The 26369-nt window shown below is 42.3% G+C and carries 21 protein-coding genes; 6 read left to right on the top strand and 15 right to left on the bottom strand.

Annotated features, from left to right (window positions below):
- Positions 1–18 precede the first annotated feature (18 nt).
- The 3 genes from carB to dapB all read right to left on the bottom strand — a co-directional run bounded on the left by carB (position 19) and on the right by dapB (position 5686).
- The gene (carB, locus tag ACWPW6_RS03290; protein ID WP_249999850.1) at positions 19–3240 is read right to left on the bottom strand and encodes a carbamoyl-phosphate synthase large subunit; all 3222 of its coding nucleotides are present in this window, start codon (positions 3238–3240) and stop codon (positions 19–21) included.
- Between the two features lie 14 nt (positions 3241–3254).
- Positions 3255–4418 (bottom strand): glutamine-hydrolyzing carbamoyl-phosphate synthase small subunit, encoded by a 1164-nt coding sequence (gene carA / locus ACWPW6_RS03285; RefSeq protein WP_154622422.1) that lies wholly within the window; start codon positions 4416–4418, stop codon positions 3255–3257.
- A gap of 446 nt (positions 4419–4864) precedes the next feature.
- Entirely contained in the window at positions 4865–5686 is an 822-nt protein-coding gene (gene dapB, locus ACWPW6_RS03280; RefSeq protein WP_154622423.1) for a 4-hydroxy-tetrahydrodipicolinate reductase, read from the bottom strand.
- 298 nt (positions 5687–5984) lie between these two features.
- Between dapB and ACWPW6_RS03275 the strand changes: the two genes are divergently transcribed.
- Complete coding sequence (locus ACWPW6_RS03275; protein ID WP_247046868.1) at positions 5985–7007, top strand: TerC/Alx family metal homeostasis membrane protein; 1023 nt, start codon at positions 5985–5987, stop codon at positions 7005–7007.
- A 70-nt stretch (positions 7008–7077) separates the two neighbouring features.
- Here ACWPW6_RS03275 and ACWPW6_RS03270 read toward each other — a convergent pair whose 3' ends face one another.
- The 6 genes from ACWPW6_RS03270 to ribF form a co-directional block, all read right to left on the bottom strand.
- Entirely contained in the window at positions 7078–7737 is a 660-nt protein-coding gene (locus ACWPW6_RS03270; RefSeq protein ID WP_249999848.1) for an HAD family hydrolase, read from the bottom strand.
- An 86-nt stretch (positions 7738–7823) separates the two neighbouring features.
- Positions 7824–8777, bottom strand: coding sequence for a 4-hydroxy-3-methylbut-2-enyl diphosphate reductase (gene ispH, locus ACWPW6_RS03265; RefSeq protein WP_154622425.1), 954 nt, complete (start codon positions 8775–8777; stop codon positions 7824–7826).
- Positions 8758–9228 (bottom strand): FKBP-type peptidyl-prolyl cis-trans isomerase, encoded by a 471-nt coding sequence (gene fkpB / locus ACWPW6_RS03260; RefSeq protein ID WP_154622426.1) that lies wholly within the window; start codon positions 9226–9228, stop codon positions 8758–8760. The genes ispH and fkpB overlap by 20 nt, the downstream gene beginning before the upstream one ends.
- Positions 9229–9295: 67 nt before the next feature.
- Positions 9296–9796, bottom strand: coding sequence for a signal peptidase II (gene lspA, locus ACWPW6_RS03255; RefSeq protein ID WP_154622427.1), 501 nt, complete (start codon positions 9794–9796; stop codon positions 9296–9298).
- Positions 9796–12606 (bottom strand): isoleucine--tRNA ligase, encoded by a 2811-nt coding sequence (gene ileS, locus ACWPW6_RS03250; protein WP_154622428.1) that lies wholly within the window; start codon positions 12604–12606, stop codon positions 9796–9798. The genes lspA and ileS overlap by 1 nt, the downstream gene beginning before the upstream one ends.
- Positions 12607–12634: 28 nt before the next feature.
- Positions 12635–13573, bottom strand: coding sequence for a bifunctional riboflavin kinase/FAD synthetase (gene ribF / locus ACWPW6_RS03245; RefSeq protein WP_154622429.1), 939 nt, complete (start codon positions 13571–13573; stop codon positions 12635–12637).
- A 601-nt stretch (positions 13574–14174) separates the two neighbouring features.
- Here ribF and rpsT point away from each other — a divergent pair.
- Positions 14175–14435 (top strand): 30S ribosomal protein S20, encoded by a 261-nt coding sequence (rpsT, locus tag ACWPW6_RS03240; RefSeq protein WP_154622430.1) that lies wholly within the window; start codon positions 14175–14177, stop codon positions 14433–14435.
- A 52-nt stretch (positions 14436–14487) separates the two neighbouring features.
- On the opposite strand, the gene nhaR is transcribed toward rpsT, so the two are convergent.
- Both nhaR and nhaA read right to left on the bottom strand, forming a co-directional pair.
- Positions 14488–15411 (bottom strand): transcriptional activator NhaR, encoded by a 924-nt coding sequence (gene nhaR / locus ACWPW6_RS03235; RefSeq protein WP_154622431.1) that lies wholly within the window; start codon positions 15409–15411, stop codon positions 14488–14490.
- Positions 15412–15595: 184 nt separating this feature from the next.
- Positions 15596–16768, bottom strand: a complete 1173-nt coding sequence (nhaA, locus tag ACWPW6_RS03230; RefSeq protein WP_249999845.1) for a Na+/H+ antiporter NhaA — start codon at positions 16766–16768, stop codon at positions 15596–15598.
- A gap of 394 nt (positions 16769–17162) precedes the next feature.
- Between nhaA and ACWPW6_RS03225 the strand changes: the two genes are divergently transcribed.
- On the top strand, positions 17163–18011 hold the full coding sequence (locus ACWPW6_RS03225; protein WP_196713784.1) for an EamA family transporter: 849 nt from the start codon (positions 17163–17165) through the stop codon (positions 18009–18011).
- Positions 18012–18065: 54 nt separating this feature from the next.
- Here the strand turns inward: ACWPW6_RS03225 and dnaJ are convergent, their stop codons facing one another.
- Both dnaJ and dnaK read right to left on the bottom strand, forming a co-directional pair.
- Complete coding sequence (dnaJ, locus tag ACWPW6_RS03220) at positions 18066–19208, bottom strand: molecular chaperone DnaJ (RefSeq protein ID WP_154622434.1); 1143 nt, start codon at positions 19206–19208, stop codon at positions 18066–18068.
- Positions 19209–19318: 110 nt separating this feature from the next.
- Positions 19319–21232 carry a molecular chaperone DnaK gene (gene dnaK, locus ACWPW6_RS03215; RefSeq protein ID WP_154622435.1) on the bottom strand — a complete coding sequence of 638 codons (1914 nt, stop codon included), beginning with the start codon at positions 21230–21232 and terminating at the stop codon, positions 19319–19321.
- A 335-nt stretch (positions 21233–21567) separates the two neighbouring features.
- On the opposite strand from dnaK, the gene satP reads away from it, so the two are divergent.
- Positions 21568–22134 (top strand): acetate uptake transporter, encoded by a 567-nt coding sequence (gene satP, locus ACWPW6_RS03210; protein WP_154622021.1) that lies wholly within the window; start codon positions 21568–21570, stop codon positions 22132–22134.
- A 48-nt stretch (positions 22135–22182) separates the two neighbouring features.
- Here the strand turns inward: satP and mog are convergent, their stop codons facing one another.
- Entirely contained in the window at positions 22183–22764 is a 582-nt protein-coding gene (mog, locus tag ACWPW6_RS03205) for a molybdopterin adenylyltransferase (RefSeq protein ID WP_249999843.1), read from the bottom strand.
- 364 nt (positions 22765–23128) lie between these two features.
- Entirely contained in the window at positions 23129–24082 is a 954-nt protein-coding gene (tal, locus tag ACWPW6_RS03200; protein ID WP_154622019.1) for a transaldolase, read from the bottom strand.
- 284 nt (positions 24083–24366) lie between these two features.
- Here tal and yaaA point away from each other — a divergent pair, with 284 nt between their 5' ends.
- Entirely contained in the window at positions 24367–25143 is a 777-nt protein-coding gene (yaaA, locus tag ACWPW6_RS03195) for a peroxide stress protein YaaA (RefSeq protein ID WP_249999841.1), read from the top strand.
- A gap of 198 nt (positions 25144–25341) precedes the next feature.
- A complete protein-coding gene (locus tag ACWPW6_RS03190; RefSeq protein WP_154622017.1) occupies positions 25342–26337 on the top strand; it encodes an aldo/keto reductase in 996 nt (331 codons plus the stop codon).
- The last annotated feature ends 32 nt before the right edge of the window (positions 26338–26369 follow it).

Here is a 26369-nt window from a genome sequence, read left to right as displayed (position 1 = left end):
AAACTAAGTTGATTCGTCTTATTTAATCAACGCGTGCATTTCCTGAACTGAGATAACTTTCTCTGTAGGGTCAGCACTTAACGACATGGTTGTTGCAAAACCACCGTTTAACGTTGTGTCATAATGCACTTTATATTGTAATGCGCTACGACGGATTAATTTAGAATCTTCAATCGCTTGTCGGCCAGCCGTGGTGTTAACAATATAATCATATTCGCCATTTTTGATACGGTCTTGAATATGTGGGCGGCCTTCATGTACTTTATTTACCAAGCGTGGATTAATGCCCGCTTCCCCTAATACAATCGCTGTACCGTGAGTTGCATCGAGCTCAAAACCATGCTTCAGCAATTTAGCGGCTAAATCCACCACGCGAGTTTTGTCACCTTCACGAACGGATAACAATGCGCGACCTGATTTTTTCATCGTTGAGTTACTGCCTAACATCGCTTTAGCAAAGGCTTCCGCAAATGTACGACCAACCCCCATGACTTCACCCGTTGAACGCATCTCTGGCCCTAAAATAGGATCCACGCCTTGGAATTTATTGAAAGGTAAAACCACTTCTTTCACTGAATAGTAAGGAGGAATAATCTCTTTAGTCACACCTTGCTCTGTGAGTGATTGTCCAACCATGACACGAGCAGCCACTTTTGCCAAAGGAACGCCCGTCGCTTTAGATACAAACGGTACGGTTCGAGCAGCACGAGGGTTAACTTCTATTAGATAGACTTCGTTATTTTTGACTGCAAACTGTACGTTCATCAAACCACGAACACGCAATTCAAAGGCTAGGCTGCGTACTTGCTCACGCATCACATCTTGAATTTCTTGACTTAACGTATAAGCAGGTAGTGAACATGCGGAATCACCAGAGTGAACACCCGCTTGTTCGATATGCTCCATGATGCCGCCAATCAAAACGGTTTCGCCATCACAAATTGCATCGACATCGACTTCGACCGCATCATCAAGGAAACGGTCAAGTAACACAGGTGCATCGTTAGAAACGCTCACCGCCGTTTGGAAGTAACGACGTAAATCCGATTCATCATAAACAATTTCCATTGCACGACCACCGAGGACATAAGATGGGCGTACCACCAGCGGATAACCGATACCTGCTGCTTTTTCAATTGCTTGTTCGATCGTCACAACGGTCGCATTTTGCGGCTGTTTCAGATTCAAACGGTTAACGGCTTGCTGGAAACGTTCACGGTCTTCTGCTCGGTCAATCGCGTCTGGACTTGTTCCAATTACAGGGACACCAGCCGCTTCTAACGCACGAGCCAGTTTGAGTGGCGTTTGTCCACCATACTGAACAATCACCCCTTTAGGCTGTTCAATACGCACAATTTCCAGCACATCTTCTAATGTGACAGGCTCAAAATACAAGCGGTCTGACGTATCGTAGTCCGTTGAAACAGTTTCCGGATTACAGTTAACCATAATGGTTTCATAACCATCTTCACGCAGTGCTAATGAAGCATGAACACAGCAGTAATCGAACTCAATCCCTTGACCAATCCTATTTGGACCGCCCCCCAGCACCATCACTTTTGGCTTATCTGTGTTCGGGTTCGATTCACACTCATCTTCATACGTGGAGTACATATAAGCCGTGTCCGTCGCAAACTCAGCCGCACAGGTATCCACACGCTTATAAACAGGATGTAGGCCATAACCTTGGCGTAATTTGCGTAATTCCGCTTCAGAGACACCAACCAGTTTCGCTAGTCGAGCATCCGCAAAACCTTTACGTTTAAGCACACGTAAAAAGCCTTTATTCAGCCCATTCACGCCTTGTTCGGTGACTTGTTCTTCTAAGCGAACCAACTCTTCGATTTGGACTAAGAACCAGCGGTCGATATTGGTTAAATTAAAGATCCCATCAACAGAAAGACCTGCACGGAAGGCATCTGCAATATACCAAATACGCTCAGCGCCGGCGTCTTTCAGTTCACGACGAATACGTGTTAACGCTTCTGGATCATCTTGACTGACTTTGGGATCAAAGCCCGTCGCACCGACTTCAAGGCCACGCAATGCTTTTTGCATAGACTCTTGGAATGTGCGTCCAATTGCCATGACCTCACCGACTGATTTCATCTGCGTTGTCAGACGGTCATTGGTACCCGCAAATTTTTCAAAATTAAAGCGAGGTATTTTTGTCACAACATAGTCAATAGAAGGTTCGAATGATGCCGGTGTACGGCCACCAGTAATATCATTCATGAGTTCATCGAGAGTATAGCCAACCGCAAGTTTGGCTGCGATTTTCGCGATAGGAAAACCTGTCGCCTTAGAAGCCAATGCAGAAGAACGTGACACACGAGGGTTCATTTCAATAACAATCAAGCGACCATTTTTGGGATTGACAGAGAACTGAACGTTAGATCCCCCTGTTTCAACACCAATTTCACGCAACACTGCCATCGATGCATCACGCATGATTTGGTATTCTTTATCCGTTAGCGTCTGTGCTGGTGCAACGGTAATTGAGTCACCGGTATGGATCCCCATTGCATCAAAGTTTTCAATCGAACAAACAATAATGCAGTTATCATTTTTATCACGTACAACTTCCATTTCGTACTCTTTCCAGCCAATCAGCGATTCATCAATGAGTAGCTCATTGGTTGGTGAGAGATCAAGACCACGCGTACAGATTTCTTCGAATTCTTCACGGTTGTAGGCAATCCCTCCACCGGTTCCCCCCATCGTAAATGAAGGACGAATAATACAAGGGAATCCGACATCTTCAGCCACTGCATAGGCTTCTTCCATATTGTGTGCGATACCTGAACGCGCCGTCTCTAAGCCAATTTTTTTCATTGCCTTATCAAAACGTTGGCGATCTTCCGCCTTATCAATCGCGTCCGCGGTTGCACCAATCATTGTCACACCGAACTCTTCTAATACACCTTTGCGCTCAAGTTCAAGTGCACAGTTAAGCGCCGTTTGCCCGCCCATAGTAGGCAAGACAGCATCAGGGCGTTCCTTTTCGATGATCTTACGCACAACTTCCCAATGAATCGGCTCAATATAGGTTGCATCGGCCATTTCAGGGTCAGTCATGATGGTGGCAGGGTTTGAGTTGACTAAAATCACGCGATAGCCTTCTTCGCGTAGTGCTTTACACGCTTGTGCACCTGAATAGTCAAATTCACATGCTTGGCCGATAACAATCGGGCCAGCCCCTAGAATCAGAATACTTTTTATATCTGTACGTTTTGGCATTTTTCTGCTCCCGATTATTTTGCGTTATGACGAGGTTGGTTCTGGCGATATTCATGAATCAATTCAATGAAGTGATCGAACAATTTAGCCGCATCATGAGGACCAGAACTTGCTTCAGGGTGCCCTTGGAAGCTGAAAGCAGGCTTATCTGTACGATGAATACCTTGCAGAGTGCCATCAAACAATGACTTGTGTGTCACGCGTAATGTATCGGGTAATGTTGACTCATCAACGGCAAAACCGTGGTTTTGCGCCGTGATCATCACGACATTCTGATCTAAATCTTTAACAGGATGGTTAGCACCGTGATGACCAAACTTCATTTTCATGGTGCTTGCACCGCTCGCAAGCGCCAGTAACTGATGTCCTAAGCAGATACCGAAAACAGGTATTTCTGTGTTTAAGAAATCTTGAATCGCTTTGATAGCATAATCACAAGGCGCAGGGTCACCAGGTCCATTTGATAAGAAAATACCATCTGGATCCATCGCTAATACAACGTCCGCTGGAGTTGTTGCTGGCACGACAGTCAATCGACAACCGCGATCAACTAGCATACGTAAAATATTACGCTTAGCCCCGAAATCATAGGCAACAACATGCAATGGCAGCTCATCTTCACTTTTTGCACTGAGTTGCCCGTCTTTTAACGTCCAAGAGCCTTGAGTCCAGCTGTAAGCCTCTTTGGTACAGACTTCTTTTGCTAAATCTAAACCGTTTAAACCCGAAAATGCGCGAGCTTTTTCTAATGCCAGTGCCGCATCAGGGTTATCCCCCGCGATAATACAGCCGTTTTGAGCACCTTTCTCTCTGAGTAAACGTGTCAGTTTACGCGTATCAATATCGGCAATCGCAACGACATTATGACGTTTCAGGTATTCTGATAGGCCTTCCTGACCGCGAAAGTTACTGTAAACCAATGGCAGATCACGAATTATCAAACCTTGTGCATGAACTTCTGGGGATTCTTCGTCATCGGCATTAGTGCCGACATTACCAATATGGGGATAGGTGAGAGTAACAATTTGGCGGGAATAGGAAGGGTCGGTAATTATTTCTTGATATCCGGTCATTGACGTATTGAAAACGACTTCTCCAACAGCGGCCCCTTCAGCACCAATGGCGCGCCCGTGGAATTCGGTTCCGTCTTCGAGAACCAGTATAGCTGACTTAATCAAAACACCCTCCAGGGAATAATAAATCACAATTAGTGCATATTAATTCAGATTTGAGGATCTAAATCAATGCCAAAATGCGTTTTTAAGCAAATTTTTGGCAAATTGCGCGCATTCTAATGATGAGATGGAGTCTTGTCTAGAAAAAAACACATTTTTTTCATTTTTTTCTTACTTTTTTGCTTATCAGCCTGATTTTTACTGGAATGAGCATTAAAACCAGCAGCCATAATAACAACGTAAACGGTTGCAAACTAAATTAACTGAATAAGTTATGGTAATACTGAAAGAAAGATAATAAAAGTTTATTTTTTAAACAAAAGACAGAAATTAAGGTAGGAAAACAGAGATAAACACAACAAATAAAACAAAATTGAATTATAGATTGCAAATCATAACACATCTAACAATAACATCATGATTTGCAATCAATATATAACACTATAAAACTACAAATCTTCCAGGTTAAGCACATCTTTCATGTTATATAACCCTGATTTTTGAGACACCACCCACCCAGAAGCTCTAATTGCCCCATTAGCAAAAGTCATTCGACTGGATGCCTTGTGAGTAATCTCCACACGCTCGCCAATATCTGCAAACATTGCAGTATGTTCTCCAACAATATCTCCCGCACGCACGGTCGCAAAACCAATTGTTCCTGCTTCACGTTCACCTGTATAGCCTTCTCGGGTATACACAGCACAATCCTTAAGGTCTTTACCCAGTGCGGTAGCGATCGATTCCCCCATTGCGAGTGCAGTCCCTGAAGGAGCATCAACTTTGTGTCGATGATGCGCTTCTATAATTTCAATATCGGTGTAATCTCCCATCACTTTCGCCGCTTTTTCTAGCAATTTCAGCACTAAGTTAACCCCAACACTAAAGTTTGCGGCAAAAACAATAGGGATAGATTTAGCGGCATCTGCTATCGCTTGTTTACCCTGTTCATCAAACCCCGTAGTCCCTATTACCATGGCTTTTTGATGTGTGCGACAAAATGCCAAATAACACAATGTTCCTTCAGGGCGAGTGAAATCAATCACAACATCAAAATCATTGACCACTTTATCCAAGCTATCAACAACAGAGATACCCAATTTACCCACTCCCGCGAGTTCACCCGCATCGGTTCCAATCAAAGATGAACCTTCTCGCTCAATTGCAGCACCTAACTGTATCCCCTCTTGATTCTGTGCAGCTTGAATCAGCTGGCGTCCCATACGCCCACCTGCACCAACAATTGCAACTCGTACCGTCGAATGCGTCATTTCATATCCTTTTTAGCCGTTTCGCTGTGATTGTATGGCTCGATAAGCCATCGCATCTTCTCACTGCATGGTCATTTGAAAAATCATTGTGACATAGCTTAACGAGCCTCTTGATACTGTGCTAGTTCTAATCATGAATTATTAACAAAAGCGTATAACAACGAGAAATTATCAGAAAAAGTTGTCACTCCTGTTTCGGCAAGACATGCTAAAAATGTGAGCTAGATAGAAAAATGGTTGTGCATCTTGTCATAACAGGATTAAGCTTATTAGGTATTACCATTGTTTAGGGATTATTATGGTTTCCACACATATTGGCTTTCCCACAGAAACCGTTACGGTCTTTGTGATATTAGCCATCGCAGCGATTGCGATCGATTTATTCATGCACCGTTCCGACCGCCCCATTACACTCAAAAATGCCATTTTCTGGTCCCTTTTTTGGATTCTGATTGCGATGGCTTTTGCAGCATTCTTATATTTTCATCATGGCTCAGAAACCGCTAGTTTATTTATCACCGGCTACGTACTAGAAAAAGTCCTTTCTATAGATAACTTATTTTTAATGATGGCTATCTTTTCATGGTTCTCGGTACCAGATCATTATCGACATCGCATTTTGTACTGGGGAGTTATCGGGGCAATGGTCTTTCGAGGTATTTTTGTCGCCATAGGTACAGGACTTCTCAGCTTAGGGCCTTATGTTGAAATGATTTTTGCACTCGTTGTTGCATGGTCAGCTGTAATGATGCTAAAAAATCAAAAAGTGGAAGAGAAGATCGAAGATTACTCCCAACATCTTGCCTATCGTTTGGTTAAACGCTTTTTTCCTTTATGGCCTAAAATTCAAGGGCATGCTTTTTTACTCACCCAAAAAGAGGTCGATACTGAGCTCAGTAAACCTGAAAATAAAGACATCATGATAGGGAGAAACAGTAAAGCAACCTATTACGCGACTCCACTACTGTTGTGTGTCGCGATTATTGAATTATCGGATGTCATGTTTGCCTTTGATTCTGTGCCTGCAATTATTGCAGTCAGCCGTGAGCCATTAATTGTTTACAGCGCGATGATGTTTGCCATACTCGGTCTACGTACACTCTATTTTGTGCTTGAAGCACTAAAACAATATTTGGTCTATCTCGAAAAAGCCGTTGTCATACTGCTGTTTTTTATCGCAATTAAACTGGGCTTAAATGCAACAGATCACTTGTGGCAGCATGGCTATAGCATTTCAACAAACATGAGTTTATGGGTTGTGCTTGGTGTGTTAGCGTTAGGCGTGATGGCCAGTGTGCTATTTCCAAAGAAGAAACTCTAGTGTAATCACTTTGAAGCAAAATTATCAGCCTGTTGAAAATGACTTCTCAATAGGCTGGTAAGTAGTGCCATTAATCTTTCGCGACTACCTGTCGGTGCTTGTAGTGATAATGCTTTTTATGGAAATGGCGCCAGTGTGCGTCTTGAGCGGCTTGCAATAATTCAAAATCCCCACGAGTATCCCCCCAAGCGCGTAAATGATACTGGGTTAAATCACCATACACTTGTTCTAAGCGTTTAACTTTTTGTTCTCGACGACAGTTTTGTCCAACAAGATTACCGGTTAATTTCCCATCGACAATTTCAAGTTCGGTACTAATCAGTTTTATTCCCAGTCTTCTGGCAAAAGGTTTAAGCACCAAAGAAGGAGAGGCAGAACAAATCGTCACCTCAGCACCGCTCTCTACTTCAGCAGCAACACCTAACACCCCTTCAGGGCGCATTAGTTTAGGCCAATAAATTTCACAAAATTGCTCTGCTTTTTCTCTCAGCCATTTTTCATCAATCCCGGTCAGAAAGGTTTTAATTAGCACTTCTTTTAATTCATCACGGGTAAGCTTTCTTCTCGCGCATTGCAGAGTCGGTAAAACTAATTTAATAATCTTGCGAGAAAAACGGTATTTGCCAAAAACAAACTTCAAAAATGGAATAAAACTATCGTGGTACGTTAATGTGCCATCGAAATCAAAAACAGAGAGTACATTAACTGAATGGTCGGTATTATTAGACACGACTGAAGACTCCAAAACGATGCCTTCCTCTGAGCTGCTTTCAATCAGCAGATCAGAGGTATTATTAGTCGCTAAGGTCACTCGCCTTAGCTAATTTGTTTGACTTCAACACGTAGCTCTTTAGGCACTTCAAACACGATGTTTTCTTCACGGCCTTGTAGTTCCACTACCTCATTCGCACCAAGTTCTTGAAGCTTATCGATAACCTGACGAACTAGAATATCCGGCGCCGAAGCTCCCGCTGTTAAACCGATAATATTTTTATCAGATAGCCACTCAGTTTTAATATCTTCTGCGCCATCAATTAGATAAGCCGGCTTTTTCATCCGAGAGGCTAACTCTGCCAAGCGGTTTGAGTTCGATGAGTTTTTCGAGCCAACAACCAGCACAATGTCAGCACGTTCGGCAAGTTCACGGGCGGCTTCTTGTCGGTTAGTTGTCGCATAGCAAATATCATCTTTACGTGGTCCAACAATACTTGGAAAACGTTGTGTTAAAGCATCGATAACATCTGAGGTATCATCAACAGAAAGCGTTGTTTGCGTCATAAAACACAAGTTGTTTTCATCTTTCACTTGTAGTTTCCAAACATCTTCTGGGCACTCAACAAGGTACATTCCGCCTTCTGGGTTGTTATACTGCCCCATGGTACCTTCAACTTCAGGATGACCTGCATGACCAATCAAGATGGCTTCTTTGCCTTTTCGGCTCGCACGCGCTACTTCCATATGCACTTTCGTGACCAATGGGCAGGTAGCATCAAATAGCATCGTTAAATCACGTGAACGTGCTTCTTGGCGGATCGCTTGTGAAACACCGTGAGCGGAAAAAATAAGGATAGAACCATCGGGTACTTCAGAGATCTCTTCAATAAAAATAGCACCGCGCTGACGTAGATCATCCACCACATAACGGTTATGAACCACTTCATGACGTACATAAATAGGGGCACCATAAAGCTCAAGTGCTCTTTCTACAATACTGATTGCGCGGTCTACCCCTGCACAAAAGCCACGAGGGTTAGCCATTAATATTTGCATTTTGACTCTCCAATTGCGGGTCAATTTCAAGTACTTCAATATCAAAAGTGATTTCTTGCTCTGCTAACGGGTGATTAAAATCAATAGTGACTGACTCACCTTCTATTGATTTTACTACCCCTGGCATTTCACTGCCATTCATTGCAGAAAAAAGCATAATAGTCCCTATCTCAGGTATCCCTGTTTCAGTGAAATCACGTAATGAAAAGTATTGAATTAAATCAGGATTATGCTTACCGAATACGGTATCTCCTGGCAAAGAAAAACTTTTCTTCTCACCGACATTTAGCCCCAATAGCTGCGCTTCTAACTCAGGAGAAAGCGAGCCATTACCTAAACTAAATAATGCAGGTTTCCCCTGACTAAGTGAAGAATCCGCCGTTGAACCATCTTCTAATTTCAAGGTGAAATGCAGTAATACGGCACTGTGCGGTTGTACCTGAGTAGACATAAATCGAACCTATTTTGCTATGATAAAAATCAGCCCGGCAAAACCGGGCTGAGGGTTATTATATCAGTTAATTTGCTTTCTTTTTGTCCTTATCCGGTAAGAAACCCTCTAAGATCACTAAAGCAGCACCAATACAAATCGCAATATCTGCAAGGTTGAATGTTGGGTAATGCCAATTACCAATATAAAAATCAATATAATCGACAACGAAACCGTGCATCAATCGGTCACTAAGATTACCAATTGCTCCACTGATAATTAGTGCATACGCAATATTGCTTAAGCGTTTTTGCGCACTTTGGCGATACATCATCACCATTAGGATGATAGATATCGCGATGGCTACCCCAGCAAAGAACCAGCGTTGCCAGCCGCCCTCATCAGCAAGAAAGCTAAATGCAGCACCGAAGTTCTGTGCATACATTAAATTGAGATAAGGCATGACTGGATGCGCATCATACAGCGTCATCTCTTTCAAGACTAACTGTTTGATGCCTAAATCCAATGCTATCAATACAACGGTTAACCACAGCCAGCGCAATCCAGTAGAACAAATAGGTTTCTTCATTATGCAAATTTACGTATTTCACCGTTTCCGGCTACGTTAGTGACACAGCGACCACACAGTTCAGGGTGATCCGCAACGGAACCTACATCATTAGCATAATGCCAACAGCGAGGACATTTCTCACCGGAAGCTTTGCTAAAGCCAATTTTTAAACCACTCAGTTCAGACGCCTGTGCATCCGCTGGCGCTGACGCAATATCAACAACGGAAGCTTGAGAGGTCAAAAGAACAAAGCGTAATTCATCTGATAAACTGTTCAGTTTAGCGGCTAGATCTTTATCTGCATACAAGACAACAGAGGCTTCTAACGAACCACCAATGTGTTTATCCGCACGAGCTTGTTCAAGAACTTTGTTCACTTCACCACGAACAGCGAGCAATTCAGCCCAGAAGTCATCGTTCATCTCTTCAGATGCCGCTAAGCCAAACAAGGCATCATACCATTCTTCAGTTAATACAAACTTAGCACGCTCACCCGGCAATTCGTTCCATATTTCATCCGCGGTGAAAGAAAGCACAGGTGCAATCCAACGAACAAGCGCTTCCGCAATATGGAATAGTGCAGTTTGGCAGCTACGACGCGCTAAGCTGTCACTTTTCGCAGTATATTGGCGATCTTTAATGATATCCAGATAGAAAGAGCCCATTTCGATAGAACAGAAATGCATTAAACGCTGAATGACGGATAAGAAATCATATTCATCATACGCTTTTGTGATCTCTTTTTGTGCTTCTAGCGCACGTCCCACCGCCCATCTATCCAACGTCACCATCTCTTCAGGCTTCACCATATCCGTTTCAGGATTAAAGCCATTTAAGTTAGCAAGTAAGAAGCGCGCGGTGTTACGAATACGGCGGTAAGAATCAGCGGCACGTTTTAAGATTTCATCAGACACTGCAATTTCACCAGTGTAATCTGTTGATGCTACCCATAAACGTAAAATATCCGCACCCAGTTTATTCATCACATCCTGTGGACTGATCGTATTGCCTAAAGATTTGGACATCTTACGGCCTTGACCATCGACAGTAAAACCATGCGTCAGTACTTGACGATAAGGTGCTTTACCTTTCATCGCTGTTGACAGCATTAATGACGACATAAACCAGCCACGATGTTGGTCTGAACCTTCAAGGTACATGTCGGCTGAGTTACCATGATACTCTGGGCGCGCATCCACAACGGCAAAGTGGGTCGACCCTGAGTCAAACCATACGTCTAATGTGTCTGGCACTTTACGGTAGATTTCAGCTTCATCACCTAATAGTTCTGCTGGATCCAGATCCCACCATGCTTGGATACCATCCACTTCAACACGTTTAGCGACTTCTTCCATCAACTCCAACGTGCGAGGATGTAGCTCTTCAGTGTCTTTATGCACGAACAGCGACATCGGGGTGCCCCAAGTACGCTGACGAGAGATACACCAGTCAGGGCGATTTTCAACCATGGCTTCAATGCGTGCACGACCCCAACCAGGGATCCACTGAACGATATCAATCTCTTTTAATGATTGCTCACGTAAACCGTTTTTATCCATGCCAATAAACCATTGTGGTGTAGCACGGAAAATAACCGGCGTTTTGTGACGCCAGCAGCATGGATAGCTATGTGAAATTGCTTGCTTATACAGCAATGCGCCTTTTTCTTTGAGTAATTCAACAATGACATCGTTAGCCTTGAAGATGAACACACCATCTAATGTTGGGTATGTGTTCGCAAGGAAGCAACCATCTGGACCGACTGGGTTCGCCGTTTCTAGACCATATTTTTGACCGACGACATAGTCTTCAGGACCATGTCCCGGTGCAGTATGTACTGCCCCTGTACCTGCATCTAAGGTTACGTGATCACCTAAGATAGCAGGAACATCAAAGCCCATAAATGGATGCTGGAAGCGCAATAATTCAAGGGCACTACCTTCACATTCACCCAGCACCTTCCAAGACTCAATGCCCGCTGTTTTCATGACATCTTCAACGAGATCAGCAGCAAGGATAACCACTTCGCCATTGGCTTCAACCAGCTGGTATTTAAACTCAGGGTTCAGTGAGATAGCGCGGTTCGCAGGTAACGTCCAAGGCGTTGTTGTCCAAATAACTAACGCTGGCGTTTTATCGCCCGCCACACCGAATTTTTCGTACACCGCATGACTATCTATCGCAGGGAAGCGCACAAAGATAGAGGGTGACGTTTTATCATAGTATTCCACTTCTGCTTCGGCGAGTGAAGAACCACAAGCTGTACACCAGTGAACAGGTTTTGCCCCTTTCACTAGATGACCATTCGCGATAGTTTTCCCTAAGGCTCTGATAATGTTTGCTTCTGTTTTGAAGTCCATCGTCAGATACGGCTTATCCCACTCACCCAAAACACCAAGGCGAATAAAGTCAGCTTTTTGGCCTTCAATTTGCTCTTTCGCATATTGACGGCATTGTGCGCGAAATTCAGCGGCGGAAACTTTTTCCCCTGGCTTACCGACTATTTGCTCAACTTTATGTTCAATAGGTAAACCATGGCAATCCCAACCAGGGATGTATGGGGAATCATATCCCGCCAACCCTTTGGATTTAATAATAATGTCTTTGAGAATTTTGTTAACTGAGTGACCAATATGAATACTACCGTTAGCATACGGAGGGCCATCATGCAAAATAAACGTTTTCTTACCTAATTTTGCCTGACGGATAGCTTGATACAAACCTTCTTTGTACCAACGTTCTAACATTTGTGGTTCGCGTTTAGCGAGATCGCCACGCATTGGAAACCCTGTTTCTGGTAGATTCAGGGTATTTTTATAGTCACTCATCGATTCTCAGTTCCATTTTTCCGCTAAATTATCTGACATTCGTTGCAGCTAAGTAATCTCTAGCCACAATCACATCTTTAGCAATTTGCTCCTTAAGCGCGTCTAATGAAGCAAACCGCTGTTCGTCACGTAACTTCTTACGTAACACGACATCAATATGACGTCCATATAAATCCATATTGGCATCAATTAGATGAACTTCTAATTGTTGGCCTTTACCAGATACTGTTGGTCTAGTACCAATATTTGCCACGCCGGGTAGAGGCTTATCCCCTAAACCATAAACTTCTACAGCATACACACCCGTCACTGGTGTGACTAATCGTTTTAACGGCAAATTAGCCGTCGGGAAACCAATAGTACGCCCAAGTTGATTTCCATGAACAACGCGTCCACTGATACGATATGGGTGGCCTAATAACGTTTCCGCTAATGCCAGATCGTTATCTTGTATTGCTTTGCGAATCGCAGTACTACTGATACGTAGCCCTGAATCACAAAAACTTTCAGTATCCGCGACTTCAAATCCATACTGATCGCCTGCTTGCTGTAGGAAAGCAAAATCTCCCATGCGATTCTTGCCAAAACGAAAATCATCGCCAATAGCGAGATATTTCACGCCCAGTTTTTTTACCAGTAACTCTGCAACAAACTCATCGGGTGTTAAAGAGGCAAAGTGTTGATTGAACTCAACACATAGTAGGTAGTCAATCCCACTATCAGCCAAGTATTTCACTTTATCTCGTAAACGAGTCAGACGAGCAGGTGCTTTGTCACCGATAAAAAACTCAAGAGGTTGTGGTTCAAAAATCATCACAACAGTGGGTAACCCCAACTGCTCACCTTTTTGCTTCAAATTTTGAAGTAAAGCCTGATGCCCACGATGGACACCATCAAAATTACCAATAGTCAGCACGCAACCATGATGGTGCGCCCGGATATTTTGTATACCGCGAATTAGCTCCATAACAGGCTCAATACCGAGGAAATTGCTGGATTATACCTTGTACGACGCTTAAGGTTAACCCAAGTTCGTAAAAGGTTGCATTCAATCGCCATTTTTTGATCAAAATATCACTTAAAGGGAGCTTTTGGCCCAGATAAACCATACTGCTTAATGACTTTTAACTGGTCAAAATTCTCTATCGCGAATATAAAGATCAAAATATAGGGATAACCAATGGATTATCAATACAACAAAATTGCGCTGAGGTCTCGAAAAATCGTAAATTTTTCTGACTTTCGTACAGACTTATGCAACCTATTGTTATCAATGGATAACAAATAACCAATTTTTGTTCAATAATCATACCCGTCGCTATTATCTTCACCTCAAAAATTTTTTCAGTAAAAATTTTTTTTATTATGTGTCATCAAATACGCTTTTTTTCGTGTGAAGATCTGTATTCCTCTAGCATTTGCTGGTAGAATCTTGCACCATTCACAACCGCACATGCGTCGATGTACACGACGTTTATTTGCACAAATCCATTGACAAATGAAGGCCGAAAGGGCATATTCCTCGACCTTTGAATTGTCCTCAATAGAATACATTTGGGAGTTGGACCTTGGCTAATATCAAATCAGCTAAGAAACGCGCTATACAATCTGAGAAACGTCGTCAGCATAACGCTAGCCGTCGTTCTATGGTGCGTACTTTTATCAAGAAAGTTTACTTTGCGATCGCAGCTGGCGATAAAGAAGCAGCTCAGAAAGCATTCAATGACATGCAACCTATTGTTGATCGTCACGCCACTAAAGGCCTGATCCACAAAAATAAAGCTGCTCGTCATAAAGCTAACTTAGCAGCTCAAATCAAAGCGATGTAATATTGCTTCTTGATTAGCTAAAAAAACCGGCTCTTGCCGGTTTTTTTGTCTGTCATACTTTTTTCTCAAGTTTATCAAATGGCGCAGAGAATAAATTGGAAAAATCTTTATTACAGACACGCTGAACGGCTGGATGTTGGATCATACGTTCTGCAAAAATCACAAAATACTCTTCTTTAACGCTATCTAACCTGCCTAGTTCGATAACATCCTCACCTTCCAAAATATCCGCGGCATATAATGATGGCGCCACAAAGATTGCATTATGAGACACACCAAAGGCTTTCATTAACGCAGCATCATCAAATTCACCCAGTACTTCAACTTGCAAATTCTTATTACGGATCCAAGTCAATAAGTGGCGTCCCAACATTGAACGGCGACCCGGTATTAATAAACGACGTTCTTCTAGACATTCAGGAAAAGGTTTCTTAGGTATGGGTTGACGGCAGAAGAAACTGACGCTGCATTCACCTAACTTCACAGAAAATAAGCCTTCCTGCTGTGATGAGTCCACTGGACAATCCGATAAAATCATATCCAGTTTATGTTGGCTCAGTTGTTCGAGTAACATTTCGTGCGTCGATTCAAAACAGCGTAGATGAATCTGTTCATGTTCAACGACAGCAGTTTCTAAAACGCGACTGACTAATTGTTTTGATAACGCATCGGCAACGCCAACATCAAACAAAAGGTTTGATTCTCGACTGTAGTTAACTATGTCAAGCATCTCTTGGCTTAACATAAACATTTTATCTGCGTAGCGAAAAATGAGTTGCCCAAGCTCCGATGGAACTAATCCACGCCCTTGACGCTTAAATAACTTGCCACCTAATCGTTCTTCTAATGCTTTTATCTGTCCGGTAATCGTTTGAGGCGTTAAATACAGCGCTTCGGCTGCCCCAACGACAGAACCTTCTTTACATACATGCCAAAAATAATAAAGATGATTAAAATTAAGATGTGAAACCCGCATATCGATTCCTTCTGTACCGCCAATAATAATCAATACTGACCATACTGTTTTTCTCTGCCCCTTTTGCAGGAGTTATTATGGAAATACCCACAACACGAACAATGCGTGTTGTGGGTATATCATAGTCCATTAACTCGGGAATTCTTACTATTTATTTCTGAAATTATCGGAATTCAGACAATAGTTACTTTTGTTGAATCTTCGGTAAGACTACTCTTAATAAAAAATAACCTAAAAATGCAGCGAGTGTTGATCCAATCAAAATTCCCAGTCTTGAATAGGTGCTATAGCTATCATCCAGCCCGTCAAATGCGAGTCCTGTAATAAAAATAGACATAGTAAAACCGATTCCACATAAGACTGAAACGGCAAATACCTGTTTTAAATTGATAGACTCAGGTAACTTCGCAAACCCAAGTTTTACCGAAATCCAGCTAAACAGAAAAATACCTAATGGTTTACCAAATAATAAGCCCGCAGCGATACCCAAAGGTAATGTGCTTATTAATCCATCGAATGTGACGCCGTTTAATTGTACTCCTGAATTTGCAAAAGCAAAGATAGGTAGAATCATGTAAGCGACCCATGGATGTAGCACATGTTCGAGTTCTTCTGATGGTTTGGTATTGTTAGTACCACGCAGCGGAATCAAGAATCCAACGATAACACCAGCAAGCGTCGCATGAACTCCAGACTTGAGAATACATACCCAAAGAATCAGTCCAATGACTAAATATGCCGCGGTGTTTTCAACTCTTCGCCAATTCATGAAGACCAATAAGGCAACACACAAAGCGGCTAGGCCAAGCGCAACTAGCGATAATGAACTCGTGTAGAAAAAAGCAATAATTACAATGACACCAAGGTCATCAATGATCGCCAAAGCTAACAAAAAGACTTTCAGTTCTGTTGGTACCCGCCTCCCTAATAGAGCCATTACACCTAATGCAAAAGCAATGTCTGTTGCTGCGGGTATTGCCCAACCTTGGCGAGTGACCTCATCTGCACCGTTAAATAATAAATAAATTAACGCAGGAGCTAACATTCCCCCTAATGCTGCAATCGCGGGAAAAATCGCTTTGTCTTTCCCCGCTAATGAACCTTCAAGTAACTCTCGTTTAACTTCAAGGCCCACAACAAGAAAGAAAATAGCCATCAAAAAATCGTTAACCCATAAAATTAACGGTTTATCTAGTTCTAGTGATGAAATTTTCACGGAAATAGGGATATCTAAAAATTGCTGATATAGCCCCTGAGCTGGCGAATTCGCCATAATTAATGCGACTATGGCAGCAATAATTAGGAGTAGCCCTCCTGCTGCTTCTAACCTTAAAAATTTACGGATGATTGCTGTCATATGTTTAACCCCAAAATAAATAGAGTGTTAATATTATGCTAATCATTAATTCGTAAAAAGTCGTTTATTTATCAATAATAAATCGATATTACCGAATGATATGCGAAATTGCTCACTCTTTTTGCTAAATTATCGTTAAATTTAAGTATAAATAAATTATTTTGATTTTATCTTTTTCTTTTTTCAGCAGCAGACTCGATTCAGTTTCTTTAGCTAAAATAAACGACTTTTGCTGTGTAACGAGGCGATTTTTAGACAAGACTGTTTTTGTGCGTATAGGCTCGTAAACCTGTATTTTGGTTTGCAAAAAAAAAGAGAAACCTCTCGAAGCGCTTCACAAAAATGTTCCATTACGCAATACTGGGTAACTATTTTAAATAAATGCTATTTTCTTATGACGACGACTATCTTACTGGCTGTATTATTTGCCGCATTTTGTCACGCGTGTTGGAATGCTTTAGTTAAATTTGGTAACGATCGTTTTTTTGGCCTCGTCATGATCGCCTTTTTTTCAGGAGTATTAACGCTACCGGCCCTATTTCTACTTGGACTGCCTCCCGTTAATGCCCTCCCTTGGTTAACTTTGTCTGTCATTTTTCATATTGGCTATACCTATTTTTTGAGCCAAGCATACACACATGGTGATTTAGGGCAGATTTACCCGATTTCCCGTGGTTCCGCCCCACTGATTACCGCATTACTCAGCCTCATCATTTTTAATGAGATGCTTTCATTATCTGGTTTTCTAGGTATTTTATTGATTATAAGTGGTGTGGTGATTATTGCATTTGCAGGTAAAAAATTTACCTTTAATATCAAGGGAAAAGCACTATTTTACGCATTATGTACCGCGTTTTTCACTGCCTGTTATACCTTATCAGATGGGCAAGGCTCTCGCGCCAGTGAAGATCCGATTATTTATACGTTATGGCTATTTTTACTGAATGGGATAGTGCTCATCATTCCCGGCATAATAAAATACAAAACAACATTATTTCAAGGTATTAGGCAGTATTGGCGTTCTGGACTAATGGGAGGGCTAATGCAGCTGATAAGTTATGGCATTGCCATCTGGGCTATGAGCCAAGCCTCTATTGTGTTAGTGGCAGCCATCAGAGAAACCAGCGTACTTTTCGCAATGTTTTTATCCATCGTTTTCTTAAAAGAAAAATTTAATATGATGCGAATTATTGCATGCTTAGTCATTCTATCCGGTGTATTACTTGCAAAGCTGGCTAGCTAATCAGCAATTATAATCACTGATAAAAAAATACCCGCAGCTAGCGGGCATTTTCAATTATTTATTAGTCAGGTCATCAAAGAATTTTTTAACACCGTCTAAAAAACTTTTTGTGCGCGGACTATTTTTTTCACCGCTGCTACCACCTAGTGACTCACCAAACTCTTTGAGTAACTCTTTTTGTTTCTCATTTAACTTAACTGGCGTTTCAACCACAATGTGACACATCAAATCACCTTGTAACCCACCACGAACGGATTTCACGCCTTTACCTTTCATACGGAAAATCTTGCCCGTTTGCGTTTCCGCAGGGATTTTGAGTTTTACACGTCCATCAAGAGTTGGGACTTCAATTTCTCCGCCCAATGCCGCAATTGCAAAGTTAATCGGAACTTCACAATGCAGGTTATTACCTTCACGCTCAAAAATATTGTGTGGTAATACATGCACTTGAACGAATAAATCGCCTGCTGGTGCACCATTTTCGCCTGCTTCACCTTCACCAGACAAACGAACACGGTCGCCAGTATCTACACCCGCTGGAATTTTAACGGATAATGTTTTATAGCGCTCAACACGTCCATGACCATGACACTTGTTGCACGGATCTTTAATGACCTTACCGCGGCCATGACACGTAGGACAAGGCTGTTGTACCGAAAAGAATCCCTGACGCATGTGGACTTGTCCCATACCATGACAAGTTGGGCAAGTATCAGCACTCGTTCCGGGTTTAGCACCACTACCATGGCAAATATCACAAGTTTCCAACGTTGGAATACGGATCTCTTTGGTCACTCCACGGACAGCCTCCTCAAGAGTCAGTTCCATGTTGTATTGTAAATCAGAACCACGGCTTGGGCGCTGCTGTCTGCGGCCGCCTCCAAAAATATCACCGAAGACGTCACCAAAGATATCGCTAAAGTCCGCACCGCCGCCAAAACCACCGCCGCCACCGCCAAAGCCACCTTGTTCAAAGGCTGCATGACCATATTGGTCATAGGCGGCGCGTTTCTGCTCATCAGAAAGGACTTCGTAAGCTTCTTTTATCTCTTTAAATTTAACTTCTGCTTCATCTTTTTTATCCTGATTACGGTCAGGATGGTACTTCATCGCTAAACGCTTATATGCGCGTTTGATATCTTTATCAGAAGCATTTTTTTCGAGGCCTAATACCTCATAAAAATCTCTTTTTGCCATTTATTTTACCCTTAACATGCCGACACGGGCGTAGAGTTTCCTCGACGCCCGTGTTCGGTATCAGTAACCATTAATAACCATTAGCAAGGTCACTGCGCCCGCTAAGGGCATTATTTTTTATCTTTATCGTTAACTTCTTCGAATTCCGCATCAACGACATCGTCATCTTTCTTAGCTTCTGCGCCTGCATTCGCTGAGCCAGCCTGAGCTTGTTGCTGTGCAATTTCCAGAAGTTTAGCAGAAGCAGTGACCAAAGCTTGAATCTTCGCTTCGATTTCTGCTTTATCTTCGCCTTTACTTACCGCTTCCAGCTCAGATGTTGCTTTTTCAATGTTTTCTTTATCTTCAGCAGGCAGCTTGTCGCCAGCTTCTTCGATTTGTTTACGAGTACCATGAATTAACTGGTCAGCTTGGTTACGAACTTGAACTAACTCTTCAAATTTACGGTCAGCTTCTGCGTTCGCTTCCGCGTCACGTACCATTTTTTCGATTTCCTCGTCATTTAGACCAGAAGAAGCCTTAATGGTAATGTTTTGCTCGCGACCACTGTTTTTATCTTTTGCTGATACATGCAAGATACCATCAGCATCGATATCAAATGTCACTTCAATTTGCGGCATGCCACGTGGAGCAGGCTGAATACCATCTAAGTTAAACTGGCCTAATGATTTGTTATCACTTGCACGTTTACGCTCACCTTGCAGAACATGAATAGTCACCGCTGCTTGGTTATCTTCCGCTGTTGAGAACACTTGGCTATGTTTAGTAGGGATAGTGGTGTTCTTCGGAATTAACGACGTCATCACGCCACCCATCGTTTCGATACCTAAAGACAGTGGAGTCACGTCAAGTAACAGAACGTCTTTAACATCACCAGCTAATACACCACCTTGAACAGCGGCACCAATAGCAACTGCTTCATCTGGGTTAACATCTTTACGTGGTTCTTTACCGAAGAAATCAGCAACAGCTTTTTGAACCATTGGCATACGAATCTGACCACCAACTAAAATAACATCGCTGATATCATTCACATTCAGACCCGCATCCTGTAGAGCAACTTTAACCGGCTCCATGGTGCGTTTAACTAAATCTTCTACCAGTGACTCTAATTTTGCACGAGTCACTTTAATGTTCATGTGTTTAGGACCCGTTGCATCCGCAGTAATGTACGGCAGGTTCACATCGGTTTGTTGTGCTGAAGAAAGTTCGATTTTCGCTTTCTCTGCCGCTTCTTTCAGACGTTGCATTGCCAGCGGATCATTGCGTAGGTCAACACCTTGCTCTTTCTTGAACTCTTCAACTAAGTAGTTGATCAAACGGTTATCAAAGTCTTCACCACCTAAGTGAGTATCACCATTGGTCGCTAGCACTTCATACGTTTTTTCGCCGTCAACTTCATCAATCTCAATGATTGACAGGTCAAAGGTACCACCACCTAAGTCGTAAACCGCAATAGTACGGTTACCGATTTCTTTATCTAAACCATAAGCCAATGCAGCTGCTGTGGGTTCGTTGATAATACGCTTAACATCTAAACCAGCGATACGGCCCGCATCTTTAGTTGCTTGACGCTGAGCATCGTTAAAGTAGGCTGGTACGGTAATAACAGCTTCTGTTACTGGTTCACCCAAGTAATCTTCTGCTGTTTTTTTCATTTTTTTCAGAACTTCAGCTGAAACTTGTGGTGGAGCCATTTTTTGGCCTTTCACATCTAACCAAGCGTCACCGTTATCTGCCGCAATAATTTTGTATGGCATGATAGAAACGTCGCGCTGAACTTCTTCGTCTTGGAAACGACGACCGATCAAACGTTTGATCGCAAACAATGTATTTTCTGGGTTGGTCACTGCCTGACGTTTTGCTGGCTGACCGACCAGAATTTCACCGTCTTGTGTGTACGCAATGATGGAAGGAGTAGTACGATCACCCTCGCTGTTCTCTAGAACACGAGCAGTTGTGCCATCCATAATTGCAACGCATGAGTTAGTTGTACCCAAGTCGATACCAATAATTTTACCCATCTAAAACGCCTCCAAAGGAATTCTTTCTATTCAATTTCGATATCAATCTATATGAGGCTCAATATTTCATTTTCAAGGGAGTTTTTACTCCGAGACTCAATTTTTTTGCTTTATGCAATAATTCGATTGATCACGAGTGATGCTGTAAAGATGGGGTCGTAAATTCATTCATCAAGGGGACGACTTAAAAAAATTTCATATTTTTTGCAAAAAAAACTGTCTTTTGATCATTGTTTCAACAATAAAAACTGCGTATTATTCGCCGCCAACTGAGAACAGCTGGCGGAGTTACTTTATATCTTATTGAATATTAATGATTTTTAACCAGAGGTTATATGCAATCTAGCGCTATTGCTAATCCGGGTCCACTTGGTTTATTGGGCTTTGGTATGACAACAATTCTGCTTAATCTCCATAATGCAGGTTTTTTCCCTCTCTCATCGGTTATTTTGAGCATGGGAATTTTTTATGGTGGTATTGCTCAGGTGATTGCCGGACTTATTGAATATAAAAAAGGAAATACGTTTGGCGCAACTGCATTTAGTTCATATGGCATGTTTTGGTTAACATTAGTTGGCTTATTATTTTTGCCAACAATGGGTTTAGCTGAAGCAACGTCTCCAGACTTCTTAGGTATTTACTTACTCATTTGGGGTATCTTTACCTTCTTTATGTTCCTTGGAACATTCAGAGCTAATTTCGCCCTGCAATTCATCTTTGCTAGCCTCACCGTACTGTTTGCATTACTCGCAATCGGGAATTTAACGAATAATGCAACGCTGTTAACCATTGCGGGTTATGAAGGGATAATATGTGGCGCAAGTGCATTTTACTTGGCCATGGCTGAGGTATTGAATGAGCAATATGGCAAAACCATTTTGCCTATAGGGCAACGTCACTGATTTTAAAGGAATAGCTGTCAGGTGAGCTAGCCTCACCTGACCTAGCAATCATTCACTACGGATCGCTGACTTCGGCCTAAAAGCCTTAACAACCGCAGGGTCTGTTTCCACATATGGCCCATCAAGAAGTTGAATGCAATAAGGAACGCTAGCAAAAATCCCTGATACCATCACATTCCCTTCAGCATCTTTCAATCCTTCCAATGTTTCTGCTATCGCTTTCGGTTGACCGGGCAAATTCAAAATTAATGCTTGATTGCGTATCGCCCCAACTTGGCGGGAAAGGATGGCTGTTGGTACAAACTTCAAGCTAATTTGACGCATTTGCTCACCAAAGCCGGGCATTTCACGGTCCGCAATCGCTAATGTGGCATCGGGAGTGACATCGCGACGAGCAGGTCCAGTTCCTCCGGTCGTTAAAACTAAATGGCAAGCAAATTCATCCACCAACTCACACAACGTCTGCTCAATCATGATTTGCTCATCAGGGATCAGGCGAGTTTCAATACGAAAAGGCGTTGTTAACGCTTTTGCAAGCCATGCTTCCAAAGAGGGAATACCTTTATCTTCATAAATACCACTTGAAGCACGGTCAGAAACCGAAACCAAACCTATGCGCAATTCATTCATACCAACCTCAATAAATAACCTATAAAATGCTTATTCTCATAACGTGAATAGTCATCATGATACCCATGATGGGCCTATAATATCACGTGAGGTAACAGGTTTCAGTGCTACATATCGCTATAATGGTAAAGTTAAAAGAAAATGTGGAATTGATAGCAATAATAAAATGCTTAAAGGTTGTAGTACTGCTTGTTATGCCGATAAAAATGAAATCCTCACCATATTCAAACGCAACTGTTCACGAGTCACTCTCCCTTATATGTTGGAACGGATACCGCTGCGAGTAACAAAGCATCAATGCCGTTTTCCCCTATAACGCAAAAAACCCAGCCTATGGCTGGGTTTCGTTAAAATAACAGCAGAATTACAGCAAGTCTGCGATCATTTTTTCCAGTTTTTCTTGGTCAATGGCAAACTTACGGATACCTTCAGCCAGTTTATCTACCGCCATCGGATCTTGGTTATGCTGCCAATAGAACTCAGATTCGGTCAGTTTAGCTTCTGGCTCAGCAGTTTTACCTGAATCAACAAGTTTACGTACCACCTCACCTTGTGCTTCTGATAGCTCTTTCAGTAATGCTGGAGAAATCGTTAGGCGATCACAACCTGCCAATTCCAGAATTTCCCCTACGTTACGGAAGCTAGCACCCATAACCACTGTTTTGTAGCCATGTGCTTTATAGTAGTTATAGATTTCAGTGACTGAAATAACGCCTGGATCTTCATGTGGCGCAAATTCTTTTTTGTCGCTATTCGCTTTGTACCAATCAAGGATACGACCCACAAATGGAGAGATCAGGTAAACGCCAGCTTCAGCACACGCACGAGCCTGAGCAAAAGAGAATAACAATGTTAGGTTACAGTTAATACCTTCTTTTTCCAGTTTCTCTGCGGCACGGATACCCTGCCAAGTTGAAGCCAGTTTAATCAGAATACGATCATTGCTGATACCCGCTTCGTTGTACAACTTGATCAGGCGACGCGCTTTAGCAATACACGCTTCTTCATCGTAAGACAGACGTGCATCAACTTCAGTTGAAACACGGCCCGGAACTAATTTTAGAATTTCCAAACCGATGTTAACGGCTAGTTTGTCACAAGCATCAATAACCTGCTGTTCGCGGTGATTGCTTTGCTTACGAGCCCACTCGACAGCTTCGTCAATAAGCTTACGATATTCAGGAATTTGTGCTGCATTCAGAATCAAAGAAGGGTTAGTTGTCGCATCTTGTGGTTTATAAAGCTTCATCGCTTCAATATCGCCAGTATCAGCAACAACGGTGGTTAGACTACGTAAGGAGGTTAATTTATCGGTCATTTCTTTAATCTCGTTGTTATAAAGGAATTGAGGCAAACGCCGCACCGTACAATGATAATATCACGCATCCGAGTTGCTGCAAGCGACTAAAACTATTATAAAGCAACTAACTGATATGCAATCGTTTTCGCTTCAAAAATTAAAACTGAATCCTTTTAGCTTCTTATCCAGCTAATCATAGCCCGATGAAATAGGAAAATTGTTTTTACTTATCTCATCAATTAGCCATTTAAGATCAATTTTTGCTAAAGTGGTAATAGTCATTTTATTATAGGGAACTTGTCATGCTCATCACGATTTCACCCGCCAAAACTTTAGATTATGAAAGCCCACTAGCAACAAAAACTTTCACCCAGCCTGAGTTACTGCATGAATCTCAGCAACTGATTGACGTTTGCCGTCAGCTTTCCCCTTCCGATATCTCAAGTTTAATGAAAATTAGTGATAAACTTGCAGGCTTAAATGCGGCACGTTTTGGTGAGTGGCATGCCGATTTTACGCCAGATAATGCACGCCAAGCGATATTAGCATTTAAAGGTGATGTGTATACGGGTATGCAGGCCGAAACATTCTCTGAGCAAGACTTCGCTTTTGCACAACAACACTTACGTATTTTATCTGGACTGTATGGACTGCTACGTCCGCTCGATTTAATGCAACCTTATCGACTCGAAATGGGCACTCGCTTGAAAAATCCTCGCGGTAAGGATTTGTATGAATTTTGGGGTGATATCATCACAAATCAGCTCAATAAAGCGCTTTCAGCCCAAGGTGATCAGGTCTTGGTTAACCTTGCTTCTGATGAGTATTTCAAATCAGTCAACGTCAAAAAATTAGACGCGACGATGATAAAACCCGTCTTTCTCGATGAAAAAAATGGCAAATATAAAGTCATTAGTTTCTATGCTAAAAAAGCACGTGGCTTGATGAGCCGCTTTATTATCCAAAATAAACTCACCAAAACAGAACAATTGGTTGATTTTAATCTTGAAGGCTATCAATTCGATGAAAGCCAATCTAAAGGGAATGAGCTAGTCTTTACTCGCCCTGAACAGCACTAATTCCTCAAAGCAAAGGTGGTCACAAGTCCTGATCACCTTGTGCAACTTATCGCCAATATTGTGTATTTTTCATCCTCCATCACAGATTTGCTAAAAACTTTCACTTTGCTCAAAAATTAGCATTGATTCACCAGAGCGCTGATATCTTTTGTGACAATATGGCTTTGGTCTCTATGCCAACCATTTTGGAGGTGATGTATGCCTTATATTGCAAATACAGATCGTTATACTGATATGGAGTATCGCTTGTGTGGCCGCAGCGGTTTAAGGCTTCCTCTTATTTCTTTAGGTCTTTGGCACAATTTTGGCGACAATAAATCCCCAGATAATTGCAGAGCCATGCTAAGGCATGCATTTGATCATGGCATTACTCATTTCGATCTCGCCAATAATTATGGTCCTCCCCCTGGGTCGGCAGAAAGCCTATTCGGCCGCCTTCTCCAACAAGACTTTTTACCTTACCGAGATGAGATGATCATTTCATCTAAAGCTGGGTTTACCATGTGGGATGGCCCTTATGGTGATTGGGGAAGTAAAAAATATTTAATAGCCAGTCTCAATCAAAGCCTAAAACGCATGGGCTTAGATTATGTTGATATCTTTTATCATCATCGCCCTGATCCAGATACCCCACTCGAAGAAACCATGGGCGCATTAGATTTGATCGTGCGTCAAGGTAAGGCATTGTATGTCGGGATCTCCAACTACCCCGCCGATCTTGCCAAAGACGCCATTGATATTCTGAATCAGCTTGGTACCCCTTGTCTTATTCACCAACCCAAGTACTCCATGCTCGTCAGAGATCCGGAAGAAGGGCTACTTGATGTACTGGAAGATGAAGGGGTCGGTTCTATAGCTTACTCCCCTTTAGCTGGAGGAATACTGACAGATCGTTACTTAAACGGTATCCCTGCTGATTCTCGCGCCGCGAACAACCCCTCTTTGCCACCTGAAAGGCTCACCTCCGCGGTAATAACGAAGGTGAAAAAACTCAATGAATTAGCGTTGAGTCGTCAGCAAAAACTGAGCCAAATGGCACTTGCTTGGCTTTTACGTCACGATCGCATCACCTCAGTGCTCATTGGCGCTAGCCGAATCAGCCAAATTGATGATGCTCTTGGCATAATAAGAAACCGCCAATTCACCGCAGACGAGCTAAAAACGATTGAGCTTATCTTAGAAAACGATATTTAAATCGCGCTTTCTATCTTGCTGTCTCTTGTTGC

This window comes from Providencia sp. Marseille-Q8014, from assembly GCF_965112055.1.
Note: the sequence above shows the minus strand (reverse complement) of the source record. Positions and strands in the feature narration are given on the sequence as shown.

Bases quoted from the DNA above. Each gene is read 5' to 3' on its own strand.
- carB (WP_249999850.1), bottom strand. From the start codon at position 3,240: ATGCCAAAACGTACAGATATAAAAAGTATTCTGATTCTAGGGGCTGGC.
- dapB (WP_154622423.1), bottom strand. From the start codon at position 5,686: ATGACGCATTCGACGGTACGAGTTGCAATTGTTGGTGCAGGTGGGCGT.
- ACWPW6_RS03275 (WP_247046868.1), top strand. From the start codon at position 5,985: ATGGTTTCCACACATATTGGCTTTCCCACAGAAACCGTTACGGTCTTT.
- ispH (WP_154622425.1), bottom strand. From the start codon at position 8,777: ATGCAAATATTAATGGCTAACCCTCGTGGCTTTTGTGCAGGGGTAGAC.
- fkpB (WP_154622426.1), bottom strand. From the start codon at position 9,228: ATGTCTACTCAGGTACAACCGCACAGTGCCGTATTACTGCATTTCACC.
- lspA (WP_154622427.1), bottom strand. From the start codon at position 9,796: ATGAAGAAACCTATTTGTTCTACTGGATTGCGCTGGCTGTGGTTAACC.
- ileS (WP_154622428.1), bottom strand. From the start codon at position 12,606: ATGAGTGACTATAAAAATACCCTGAATCTACCAGAAACAGGGTTTCCA.
- ribF (WP_154622429.1), bottom strand. From the start codon at position 13,573: ATGGAGCTAATTCGCGGTATACAAAATATCCGGGCGCACCATCATGGT.
- nhaR (WP_154622431.1), bottom strand. From the start codon at position 15,411: ATGCGGGTTTCACATCTTAATTTTAATCATCTTTATTATTTTTGGCAT.
- nhaA (WP_249999845.1), bottom strand. From the start codon at position 16,768: ATGACAGCAATCATCCGTAAATTTTTAAGGTTAGAAGCAGCAGGAGGG.
- ACWPW6_RS03225 (WP_196713784.1), top strand. From the start codon at position 17,163: ATGACGACGACTATCTTACTGGCTGTATTATTTGCCGCATTTTGTCAC.
- dnaJ (WP_154622434.1), bottom strand. From the start codon at position 19,208: ATGGCAAAAAGAGATTTTTATGAGGTATTAGGCCTCGAAAAAAATGCT.
- dnaK (WP_154622435.1), bottom strand. From the start codon at position 21,232: ATGGGTAAAATTATTGGTATCGACTTGGGTACAACTAACTCATGCGTT.
- satP (WP_154622021.1), top strand. From the start codon at position 21,568: ATGCAATCTAGCGCTATTGCTAATCCGGGTCCACTTGGTTTATTGGGC.
- mog (WP_249999843.1), bottom strand. From the start codon at position 22,764: ATGAATGAATTGCGCATAGGTTTGGTTTCGGTTTCTGACCGTGCTTCA.
- tal (WP_154622019.1), bottom strand. From the start codon at position 24,082: ATGACCGATAAATTAACCTCCTTACGTAGTCTAACCACCGTTGTTGCT.
- yaaA (WP_249999841.1), top strand. From the start codon at position 24,367: ATGCTCATCACGATTTCACCCGCCAAAACTTTAGATTATGAAAGCCCA.
- ACWPW6_RS03190 (WP_154622017.1), top strand. From the start codon at position 25,342: ATGCCTTATATTGCAAATACAGATCGTTATACTGATATGGAGTATCGC.